Origin of the sequence: Nitrosomonas sp. Is35, assembly GCF_033063295.1 — a bacterium.
Taxonomy (GTDB): Bacteria; Pseudomonadota; Gammaproteobacteria; order Burkholderiales; family Nitrosomonadaceae; genus Nitrosomonas.
The window spans coordinates 2,673,380-2,685,013 of record NZ_JAWJZH010000001.1; the positions used below are offsets into that span (position 1 = coordinate 2,673,380).

7 protein-coding genes are annotated in these 11,634 nt (G+C 47.5%); all 7 read right to left on the reverse strand.

Features of this window, described 5'->3' with window-relative positions:
• Positions 1 to 79 precede the first annotated feature (79 nt).
• Positions 80 to 796 carry an EAL domain-containing protein gene (locus R2083_RS12585; protein ID WP_317531590.1) on the reverse strand — a complete coding sequence of 239 codons (717 nt, stop codon included), beginning with the start codon at positions 794 to 796 and terminating at the stop codon, positions 80 to 82.
• Positions 797 to 811: 15 nt separating this feature from the next.
• On the reverse strand, positions 812 to 2,020 hold the full coding sequence (locus tag R2083_RS12590; protein WP_317531591.1) for a diguanylate phosphodiesterase: 1,209 nt from the start codon (positions 2,018 to 2,020) through the stop codon (positions 812 to 814).
• Between the two features lie 634 nt (positions 2,021 to 2,654).
• Positions 2,655 to 5,405, reverse strand: a complete 2,751-nt coding sequence (locus R2083_RS12595) for a multicopper oxidase domain-containing protein (protein WP_317531592.1) — start codon at positions 5,403 to 5,405, stop codon at positions 2,655 to 2,657.
• 32 nt (positions 5,406 to 5,437) lie between these two features.
• Positions 5,438 to 6,481, reverse strand: a complete 1,044-nt coding sequence (locus tag R2083_RS12600) for a multicopper oxidase domain-containing protein (protein WP_317538660.1) — start codon at positions 6,479 to 6,481, stop codon at positions 5,438 to 5,440.
• A gap of 520 nt (positions 6,482 to 7,001) precedes the next feature.
• Positions 7,002 to 8,354 carry a TolC family outer membrane protein gene (locus R2083_RS12605; protein WP_317538661.1) on the reverse strand — a complete coding sequence of 451 codons (1,353 nt, stop codon included), beginning with the start codon at positions 8,352 to 8,354 and terminating at the stop codon, positions 7,002 to 7,004.
• A complete protein-coding gene (locus R2083_RS12610) occupies positions 8,351 to 9,703 on the reverse strand; it encodes an HlyD family type I secretion periplasmic adaptor subunit (protein WP_317538662.1) in 1,353 nt (450 codons plus the stop codon). Before R2083_RS12610 ends, R2083_RS12605 begins: the two co-directional genes overlap by 4 nt.
• Positions 9,704 to 9,763: 60 nt before the next feature.
• Positions 9,764 to 11,551, reverse strand: coding sequence for a type I secretion system permease/ATPase (locus R2083_RS12615; RefSeq protein ID WP_317538663.1), 1,788 nt, complete (start codon positions 11,549 to 11,551; stop codon positions 9,764 to 9,766).
• Positions 11,552 to 11,634 lie beyond the last annotated feature (83 nt).

Genomic DNA, 11,634 nt, shown 5'->3' on the forward strand with positions numbered 1-11,634 from the left:
ATACAGAAATGAGTTAAGCACGTGATGAACACATAGCTCAGTTCGAGGAGGTTGCTTCACAATGTTGGGAAACGGCTTTCTAATTAGGATAAATAACTGCCGGTAGCGCCTCGAACGCCGGGCGAGCAAACAAATAGCCCTGAAAAAGAACAATCCCCTCGTTCCGGAGCCACTCATACTCCGCAGCGGTTTCCACACCCTCGGCGACTATATCAATCCCGAGATCTTCACAAGTGCGTAACACACCGCGAACAATCGCTTGCCGCGGTCCGCGGTGCTCGATATCCCGTACCAATAGCATATCCAATTTGACCGCCTCCGGCTGAAACTCAGCCAACAAGTTGAGACCGGAATAACCGCTGCCAAAATCATCAATGGCAAACTTGACACCGAGTCTGCGGCATTGATTGGCATGTTCGACAAAACAATCGAAATCCTTGATCGTCTCCGATTCGCTCACTTCGAGCACAAGTTGATCCGGCTTCAAACCGTATTGAACGGCCATTTCCACCATGGCCTGCAAGGCTTCCATGCTTGATCCATCCTCGAAATCCGCCATAGCTTCCGGCAACACGTTGAGGTTGATGCGGCTAGATAGTCCGAGCTGAGCGCTTAATTTGATTGCCCGCAGCCTGGCATCCGCATCAAAGGCGCGCAGCTGTGCCGCATTATGTTGCTTCAACACCCAATTTGCGGGTTCGTTGTTGGGACCGCGGACCAGAGCCTCAAAAGAATGTGTTTCATGTTTTTCGACATTCACTATGGGTTGGTAAGCAAAAGTAAATTCAAGAGCCATGTTTTGGGATCCTCTCTACAAAAGATCGGCGGGAAGCATTGGCCGCGGCAGCGATTCAAAGCCTGGTTTGGCGAACAGGAAGCCCTGAAATAGCTCGATACTTTCATCGCGCAGCCAAGAATATTCTTCTATGGTTTCTACGCCCTTGGCAATAATATCCACACCCAAATCGCGGCAAGTCTGTATCAAGCCTCGCAAGATAGCCTGGCGTGCCCCATGACTCTCGATGCCGCGAACAAGCCACATGCTGAGAGAAATCATCTCAGGTTGATAATGTTCCAGCAGGGCGAGGCCAGAATAGCCAGAACCAAAATCATCGATACTGATGCGCAATCCTTGGCGCCGTGACTCTTTCAACCATTCGCTAACCGCCGATGGATTGCTCACGGTCGCTTCGTGCTTGAGTTCGAATATGATTCGAGTGATGTCAATGCCGCAAAGCCTGGCAGTTTCGAGCGAAGACTCAATAGTCTTGGGCGCGTTTGCCCAAGAATAGGGAAAAACGTTCAAGTGGAGATTTCCTGCGATGCCGAGCCTTGAAGCAAAACCGATTGCCATACGGCGGGCATCTTCATCAAAAGCGCCGAGCTCACCCAATTGAATGTGTTGCAGCACATCCGCAGCAGTGCCGGTTTCTTTCGAACGAACCAGCGCCTCATAACCGGAAACCATTCGCCGGGAAGCATCAACGATCGGCTGAAAAGCAAATGTAAAGACCGGGCGAGGCTCAATAACTCTTTTCTTTTTACCGCCCACCCGTGTTACTAGCGGCGGAGACTGTGTCGTGGCTGATAACCTGACGCGCCAACGGCCTTGCTTAAAGGCAATCAACAATTTCTTCGCGCGGCCGGAATCGATATCGGTCAAAACGTTGCCAGTGGTGAAAAAATCATTTAAGCCCTCAATTTCATTCAGATCTTTTAAGGAGATCTGCGTAAATCCCATGGTCCACTCGCTGAATGCGCGTTTTACGATTGGTTCACGGATAATTGTAGTCATGCGGGTATGCCTGGGATCTTGGCGAATTGTCTCTGCCAGCGCATTCACAGTATTTTCCGGCCCTTCCAGCACCTGAAAAAAACAACCTTCGATATATAGCAACATACCCGTAATATCGAGCGAAGCATTTTTACTGCGCGCCTTTCTTAACATGACGGAAAAATCTTCTTCCGTGAAAGCACAAGTTGCAGCGCTATTGTAAATCAGATGAATCAGGTTACTCATGGAATCCCTTCGGCTATGGCCATAAACTGCAAATCTCCTTTATATTGGCATTGAGTTTCTAAATACAAGTCTCCCAATCGTTTATTTTTTCCTTAAGTAACCACCTCGTGAAATAGCAGGTGTCATAAGTAGATTTTTCTTGTAATTGATAGGCGGGAGAGCCCTGCAATGAAGCAATCGAAATTCAGTGGTAACCCGATCATGACGATACTCAGACAAATGGAAACCCGCATTCCGGCCCCTTAACTGTGCCGTGAACCGGGTATGAGCAATGCGGCATTTCTGCTGGCGCCACCGTACGATGTGTCTGGGCGTTAATGTGGATAGAAAGGAAAGGCCTAAAGCTGAAACGCCCCCTTCTCCAATCACGGCAAGGGGGCGCCTACGGCACGGCTAACTAATCAATGGCCTGAGAAACCTCTCGGATACTTTTCTAAAGCCACAGTGAAACTGTTATCAAACTATGAAGTTTGCATCAGGTGCATAAATATTGACTGTGTAACCCGTCGTATTTCCACCCTGATCGGTACCCACTATAGCCACTTGGATGGAGATAGTTGCAAAATAAAACCGCTAGACCGAACCAGGTTAGCGGTTTTATCGTTGAAATTCAGCGTTATCTTTACTCCATTTATTATGGAACAGGATTAAGCTGAGAAGCGGTCAAATTTGTTTTCCATGAATCCGGTAAATTTTGAACCCATCCATTATAAATATTTGGAATTGCATAAACACCCTGACCACCCGTACCTGCTAGCTTCGTGACTGTATCATCGGTTGGCACGCTCCTGTCAGCAACCAACGAGATCCGCCCAGCTATTTTTGAATTGGCGGGATTATCCAAATCCACGTCGACAACAATCAACTGATTTGAAAACTTGCTTGTCACATAGGCATAGTAACCTCCGCCCAATTTTGCACCGAAATTGGCTCCATGGCACCCCGGATCACAAGGCAGCATCGCAACAACTTTGTCCAATTTCGTATCAATGATTGTGATTGAGCCGCCAGTATTGGCAGTTACTACCACACGGCCGGTCGGATCAACCGGTGTTTGGATAGGAAGTACGCCTACTGTGGCCAGACCATCTCCATCACGATCTTTGACGGTATCAGGACCGGTCGGACTGACAGGATCATAATCGGCGATAAGATTAATGGTTTTCAGTAGCTTTCCACTAAAGTCGCTAACATTCATGGAATGATCCAACAAATTAGTCGTATAGACTTTATCCACACTGACTCCAACAGCAAGCGGGTGAGGTGCTGCAGGAAAAATACCACCCGCAGGTGTTCTTGCAACGATACCACCGGTCGTTGTATCGTAGAGACCAATGTCAGAGGTATTCACATTGGGTGTCACAATCAACTTACCATCCGGTGTAACCCAGTGACCATGCGGTGCTGCTGCTGTTTGACCTGGAAGCTGAGTCATTATCATAGGTTGAGGCGACATTGTCCCCGCTGGAATGATTCGAACCCCATTTTCACCGTTAATAGCCACAGTAAGATCATCATTGGTAGGTAGAGTTACGACATGCGATGGCGTATTCCCAATCTGGATGTTATTGATTAATTTGCCATCTTCGCGATTAATAAATGTCAGTTTATTATCAAACCATTGTGTCTGAAAGACGATGGTCTGATCGCTATTACTCCACATGTTGTGGGGATGATTCATATTAATTTCAGGCAAAGCGATTTTTCGCTTGATTTTCCAAGTCGAGGCATCCAATACCGTAATCGTGCCCGGTTTCGTTTTACCGGCAGTTTTCTCAAACTGTGTATTAATCCATACTTCTCCGACACCCGGCGTAGCTGGATTAAAGAGACTTGCTAGCTTTATGTCCTGGCCGTACCGGCTCTCCAGTACCGTTTTTAAATTTGCTACCGCTCCTCCTGTGATACGAACATCGACACTCGGATATTCCGGATGCCAAGGGTTGGGCGATGTATAATTTTGCCAGTTTTCCTGAGTAGTGGCGACAAAGAAAGTTCTGAGTAAACGGGTTGCTAGATCACTACTGGTCGGAAGGTTATTGATACCTGTCACGATATCGATCGATTCTCCCAAATCCAACCCATCTGTTGCAGGATCATCGACGATCACAGCACCGAACATGTAAGGATGTATCTTGCAGGTAAATACATATAGACCCGGCACATCCAGCTGCAAAATAGCGCCACCTTTATAAGCCTTGGTTTGACTGAATGGTATAACACGATGATCACCATGATCGGTATCATTGGCATCGCTAGGCCAGAGTAACGACGTTATTGTATGCACAGCGTTGGTATCCGACATAATGAAGTGCACACTGCTACCCGGAGGAATAATTTCCAGTGAGCGAGTTTTGGTAATGGGACTCAGTATATCGCTGCGGACACTTCTGAAGAATTGCCCCGGCTCATCGGAGATCTCAAAGGTTACAAGACCGGGTACACTGGCAGTTGGATTAAGAAAAATCTTGCCGCTAGGAGAAGCTCCAGCAAGACTATCACCCGATTCACCTTTAGCGGCTACATGAAATTTTCCAGCCATGCCAGCTTCCATATGCGAAACCAGATGACAGTGATATTGCCAATGCCCGGTTCCAACCCCTGCGCCCGCTTTGATTGTGAAAGAGTGGCTGTCTAAAGTATCTTTCAGCAATTTCACATCAATAATTGAATCGCTGTTATTGTTATCAGGCCAGCGATGCGCATGCAAATGCCAAGTATGGCCGGGACCTACAGAAAGAATATGAAACCTGACAATGTCATCCTGTACAGCTCCAAGAGTAGGATTAGTCCATAATGGTCTTTGTACGCCATTGACAGTTTCCGATCCCCAGAACGTCGAGCCGACCATGAACATTACAAATTCTTTATCCACATCGCTGCGCTTTGTTGCGACGCGATTGCCGATTTCATCGACGAAATCTTGTACCGAGCCATCGGCATGATCAACAACGAGTGCACCGAATAATCCAAGCAAATGCGAAGATTCGTCACCATAAGCAAAGGTACCCACATCATTTGCGGTGTAAGTGTAGGTTCTTGCTTCGCCATAGGCAACTTCAATGCTACCAACTGTTAATCCAACTTTGAATTGCGTGCCACCGGGTAGTTGAATATTGTTGGTCAGTGTTACGTTAAGGATATCGCCTTTTTTTACAAATACGGTCGGGCCTGGAATCGTTGCTTCAGCCGGATATAACGGGGTTGGGCCGTCACTGCTAGTATGCTTTTCCATTTTAAAAGCATACTGTCCATTGGGGAGAGTATTCGCGGATAGATGAATGTCATGCGTAGCTGCAAATGTGTTACCGGCAAACCATAAGACAGAAAACAACACAAGCGTCATCATGGTCTTAAAATTTAATCCTGAAATATTTAATTTCATTATTTTATCCTTTGAATTGAGAAATGTGCTTTTTAGGGATTAACAGTGAAACTACCGGTCATGTTTTGTGCTTTACCCGCAAAAGATGCATCCATATAGCTGGAACTAGCGCCAGCTTTAATAGCAAAAACATGTTTCTCAAGTGGACCGATTGCTTTTTCCTCAATAATGGTCCGAGTTGCCGGATCAGGCCAGCTATAACCGGGCAGTTTAAATTGATGAAAGTTAGTCCCCATTGCGATCAGATGAAACCGGATATTTGTTCCAGCCTGAGCCGATAGCGCCGGATTAACCCAAATTGGCGTTTGTTGACCTGTGCGATTGTCAATTTCTGTTCCAACAAAGGCATCGTCTATGACGTATAAAATGTAATCTTTAGCAATACTTGAAAGTGGAACACTGGTAATACCACCGTCTTGGCCAATAGATACGGTTCTCGATGCTGGATTGACAATCAGAGCACCGTACAGACCTTTGTCTTCCGCGCCATTGTGGGTATGCATATTGTGATCATGATATGCCCAGGTACCGGCTGTGCCGAACGCAGCGTCCCAGCGGTATGTATATGACTGAACCAATGTTGCGCCTTCATCTTTAAATAAATTGATGTATTTAAGCGTACCGTCACTGACGATATCGTAGTGCACACCATGTACATGGAGACTGACATTCTCGTGCAGATCGACATGATCTGCGTTTTCAGGGATAGGAACTTCACTATAAAGTGTGATTTCGGCTACATCACCTTCATCCATGATAATAGTCGGGCCGGGGATGATAGGAGCCGTACTATAACGGGAGGTAATGTCAGTGGTCAGGCCATTTTTATCTGTAATTTCGTGCCGTATCATCCCATAAGCAAGATATTCATAATCTGGATGGGGTTTTTTAGCATACATCTCGATACGATGGAGATTATGCGCTGCAACATTGCTTATATAAATGAAGCACGAGATCGCGAGCAGTAAGCCAAAAATAGCAATCCGTTTTGCATAGCCATTCGATCGAATTGTTCCGGGAGTACACAGCGAGCTGTCTAAATTCGGTGGAAATTCTTTCTGACACTTACTTTTCATTCTATGACCCTCCATTATTCGCAAGTTTAAAAGATCAATGAGGATAATTGATTATCTATCGGTTTTGAATGAGTGCGAATACTCATTTTGGGGCACATGATTTACGAGTTGATTGCAACTACAGCGCCAGATAATGAATGATTTGGGCTCTCAACCTTAAAATGCGACTGCATTGACAAATCATCGGTATATCAAAGCAAAGCGGAGAAATATCAGCAAAAATTGCTGTTTGTTTAATCGGAATAGAGGTGAAAAATTAATGAGCATCCATACTCATTGCTGTGTCGATTGGATGAAGAGGTAAAATCATAGAAACATGCCGCACGTGAAGCGGCCTCATAAATTCTAGCAACCGGAATCACTCCGCAATCCGTGCGCAGGTAAAACATGTATTCCGGGTGATAGAACGGCAATTTATATACGAGCGCAAAAAACTAACAGCAATTCCAAGAAATCTTAAAACCGCCAGTTGTTATAGGTTTTCCCAGACTCAACAATGCAATCGTGTAATCCCAAAGAATCAATACGCATTCGTTTTAAAATAGCTGGCAATATTTCGTAAATCATCCAGTACCAGTGTGCCTGCTGCTAACTGCAAGCGCAGATAGGCCAGTAGATAATCAAACCGCGCCTGTGAAAGATCGCGCTGTGCGGTATACAGTTGTTGTTGCGCATCCAAAAGATTTAAATTGATGCGGATACCGCCACGGATGCTTTTTTCTGTCGCGTCGACGAGCAATTCGGCCGACTTGACGGCCAGTTCCAATGATTCAATTTTTTTGACGCCGCTTTTTAGCAGGTTGTATTGTTTTTTCAATTCGACCAGTACTTTGTCGGTTACCGCGTCGAGATCCGCTTCCGCACGCGCGTGATTCGCTTTAGCCTGAGCCGTGAGGGCGTTTACACGGCCGCCGGCATATAGAGGAAAGTTGACTTCAACACCGATTGTGCCAAGCTCGGCATCTTGATTGCGTGTGATAAATGATCCTCTATTGTTTTTGGATAAACTGGCGACTAAATCGACGCGTGGTGTATGTCCGGCAAAACTCTTTCTGATTTCCTCCTTACCGGATGTTACCGCATGGCGTTGTGTCATCAGCTCGGCATTGCGTTCCAGCGCCAGAGCATACCAATTGTCATAATCTTGCAACTGAATGGCGTGCGTATTAAATGCATCGGACAATCGGTCTAACTGGTTTATTTTTTGCCCGATGATGGCTTCAAGTTTAAGTTGGGCTCCTTCCAGCTCATCATTGGCTTCAATAACACGTGCTTGTGCAATGGCGTGTTTCGATTGTGTTTCCAAAACATCGGTCGTTGTTCCCTCGCCCTTGATTAACATGCGCTCATTGACGCGTTTGAGTTCTTCTAGGGAAGTCAGCTGTGCTTCTGCGAGCTTGACATGATCTTGTGCCAGCAATGTTTCTACATAAGCTTCTACTAACCTTACAATGAGCTGCTGACTGCGCCCGGTAAATTTTGCCCGGCTGGAATTGGCTTGTGCTTTTCCAATTCGATAGCTTGCAACCGCTTCCAAATTGATCAAAGGTTGACGCAAAGTCAACGAGCTTATCTGACTATCAAAAGTAACAACGTCAGAAACACTTTGACCGGTTTGTGTTTTACCCGTAATGGTTCCTGAGCTTCTGTTTTGTGTATGCGTGATTGAAAGGTTGGGCAGCAAGCTTGCTAAACCGATGGCTTCGGCTTGTTGTCCGGCTTCATTTTCATGATAAGCTGAGCGATAAGTCGGGTCATGCTGCAATGCAGCTTCATAAGCATCTAAGAGGCTCATTGCATAACCATGGCTGATCGGGCTCAAGAAAAACCCGGCCATGACTAAAATTTTACGGATATCTATCATTACCGTCATTCTTCACTCAAGGCCGAATGAACGCGATCCAGGATCGGTTTGAAGAGATAGCTCATCAGCGAGCGTTCACCGGTTTTAATGAATATTTCCACCGGCATGCCGGCGCGTATTTGTTGATCGGTCAGCTTTTTCATGCCTTCCGGTGTAACCTTGGCCTTGATATTATAAAACGGAAGCCCGCTGCGTTCATCCATAAGACGATCCGCCGATACTTGGGTGACGGTGCCCGGTATGTTAGGGGTTTTCTTTTGATTGAGCGCGGAAAAAATAAGATCGACAGGAAGGTCTACGTGCACCCGGTCAATCAGATGAACCGGCACTTGCCCGGTGATGATCAGCATATCATCGCTCGGAACGATATCCATGAGCTTAAATCCCGGGCTAATCACACCGCCTTCGGTAAAAACGTTCATACCGACCACAAAACCGTCGACAGGTGCTTTGACTTCTACGTTAGCCAGTTCAAAATCCTGTCCGCTCAGGCGGCTGCTTAATGAATCAATTTCCCGCTTGATATCGGATAACTGTTGCCGCACTTCTTTCTGGTATTCCTGCTGGCGGTGAATGCGCCGCTGTTCCAATTCGGCTATTTGGCGTTGGATGCGGCCGATATTGCCGGTTTCCGCAGAAATCTCCCCGGTCAATTGGATATACGTGCGTTCGAGTTCCAACACGCGATTGCGCGGGACGAAACTATCCTGTGCCAAGTCGCGCAGATTGACAAGCTGCTCTTCCAGAAATTTCAATTGCGCATTTTTACTGGCTCTGGATGCTTCCAGCCCGCGCAATTGCATTCTTGAGCCGGCAATATTTTCTTCCAGTGCCGCGATTTCATGATGCAAGGCTAACTGGCGCGATGTGAATAATTGGTTCTGAGTGATGATGTTATTGGCGATACGCGGATCATGCTGGGATGTGAGCAAGTCCTGCGGAAAAGTGATTTCCTTGCGGCCATCGCGCTCCGCCAATAGACGCGCTTCCACTGCGCGCGCGGTATACAGCTGACTGCGGGTGATTTCAGCTTGTGCTTTGAGCTGAACATCATTCATCCGGACTAAAACTTGGCCAACCGCAACATGCTCTCCTTCCTTCACCAGAATGCTGTCGATAATGCCGCCGATTTGATGCTGGACCGCTTGCAGATGACTGGCGACCGTGACCGTGCCGGGAACCGGCACGCCTTTATCCAGCGGTGCGAAAGATGCCCATAGAATAAATCCGCCAAAGCCTGCCAGAACGATCCACCAGCCCAATTTGGTATGGAGTGTCTCATCGGTGTCAACCTGATGGGATAAATCGGCGGGAACATTTTCAATAACGGTCTTTTTCTCTTCAGCTGCAAGCTTCATTATTCTTCCTGTCCGGTAATCTGTATGTGCTCAAGGTAAGGTTGAAAGGCGCGGTAAAAATTAGCCGGTTTGAGAGTCGGCCGCAGGCGTGGTTGGAGGTGCTGGATTTTGCGCAGCTTGCTGCCCGGCTTTCTTTTGCGCCAGCTGCGCCTGATGCGCTTGTTGTTGCTTTGCGAGCGCCTCCACCACTTGATTGGTCGGCCCGAATATTTTTGCTGCGCCGTCCTGCAATAGCAGCAATTTTGTGGTTACACTGAGAATACTGGTGCGGTGTGTGATCAACACGATGGTTTTGCCGCGTATGCGCAGATCGGTGATGGCTGCCAGAAGCGCCTGTTCTCCAATATCGTCCAGGTTTGAATTGGGCTCATCGAGAACAATCAGGGATGGATCATCATACATGGCGCGCGCCAAGCCGATGCGTTGTTTTTGTCCGCCGGAAAGACCGGCGCCGCCGTCACCCAGATGCGTGTCGTAACCTTCCGGCATATTCAGGATCATGTCATGAACCCCGGCGCGTCTGGCTGCCAGAATAACTTTTTCCGCATTGATTTCGCCAAAACGGGCGATATTTTCCGAAACCGTGCCAGCGAAGAGTTCGATATCCTGCGGCAGATAACCGATATGCGGACCCAATTCATCCTTGTTCCACAGATAAACATCGGCGCCATCCAAGCGGACCTTCCCCGCCGCTGCCGGCCACACACCGACCAATAAGCGCGCCAGAGTTGATTTCCCCGATCCGCTCGGGCCGATAATGCCAAGCACTTCACCGGCGGCGAGGGAGAAATTCAATCCCTTGATGACGGGAACTTTACTGCCGGGTGGAGCTGCGGTGACATTTTCCACCGCAATCACGCCGAGCGGTTTAGGCAGCGCCATGCCAGCCGTTCGCTCCGGATTCTGTTCGAGCAATTGTGTCAGACGCTCATAAGCGCTGCGGGTGCCGCCAATTTGCTTCCACACACTGATGAGTAACTGTACCGGCGCGATGGCTCTGCCCAACAGAATTGAACCGGCGATCATCATGCCCGGCGTGATGCTGTTATCCAGCACCAATAAAGCGCCTAATCCCAGCATCAGCGACTGTAATGCGACGGTACACGATTTCGACAGCGCGGTGACAATACCTGATTTCTCGCTGGCCTCGGCTTGCAGATTGAGAAAACGGCGATGCAGCTTATACCAGCGCGCTTGGAGATTAGGCAGCATGCCCATCGCTTCGATGACTTCGGCATTGCGTAAATTGTTGGAGGCGATATTGCTGGACGCAATCGACATCGAATTAGCTTCGGCTAGCGGTTTATGCGAGATCTTCTCATTGATGTACGCTAATGCAATCAATATGACTGTGCCGCATAAAGCGAAAACTCCCAGAATGGGATGAAACATGAATATCACGAACAAATAAATCGGAAACCATGGTGCGTCAAAAAAAGCGAACAAGGCATTGCCGGTCAGGAACTGCCGTAGATTAGTCAGATCTTTTAAAGCTTGCCCGGCGTTGCTATCGCCTTTTTTGAGGCTTTCCTCAAAGGCGGCGGTGTAAACGCGCTTGTTCAACTTCATGTCGAGTTGCGCGCCGACACGGATCAATACAAAGCTGCGGACGAATTCCAGCGCGCCCATGAAAATGTAGGCGCCTAACATGATCAATGTCAGCATCAACAGAGTCATTTCATTGCGGCTGGTCAGTACGCTGTCATACAGTTGCAGCATGTAAATGGCCGGCATGAGCATCAGCATGTTGATGACTGCACTAAAAACACCAATGTTTCTAAAGGTCTTCTTAAAGCCGGTCAGTACCTGCGCAATTTCATTCTGAGGCGCTTTAAATTTGAAATTCATCTGGTTATCAATACCGTGCTGTTAAGGGAGTTATCGGTGAAAGTGCAATTCATTGAATGGATTTTTGTGTCAGTGGTTAAGTG

Bases quoted from the DNA above. Each gene is read 5' to 3' on its own strand.
- R2083_RS12585 (WP_317531590.1), bottom strand. From the start codon at position 796: ATGGCTCTTGAATTTACTTTTGCTTACCAACCCATAGTGAATGTCGAA.
- R2083_RS12590 (WP_317531591.1), bottom strand. From the start codon at position 2,020: ATGAGTAACCTGATTCATCTGATTTACAATAGCGCTGCAACTTGTGCT.
- R2083_RS12595 (WP_317531592.1), bottom strand. From the start codon at position 5,405: ATGAAATTAAATATTTCAGGATTAAATTTTAAGACCATGATGACGCTT.
- R2083_RS12600 (WP_317538660.1), bottom strand. From the start codon at position 6,481: ATGAAAAGTAAGTGTCAGAAAGAATTTCCACCGAATTTAGACAGCTCG.
- R2083_RS12605 (WP_317538661.1), bottom strand. From the start codon at position 8,354: ATGACGGTAATGATAGATATCCGTAAAATTTTAGTCATGGCCGGGTTT.
- R2083_RS12610 (WP_317538662.1), bottom strand. From the start codon at position 9,703: ATGAAGCTTGCAGCTGAAGAGAAAAAGACCGTTATTGAAAATGTTCCC.
- R2083_RS12615 (WP_317538663.1), bottom strand. From the start codon at position 11,551: ATGAATTTCAAATTTAAAGCGCCTCAGAATGAAATTGCGCAGGTACTG.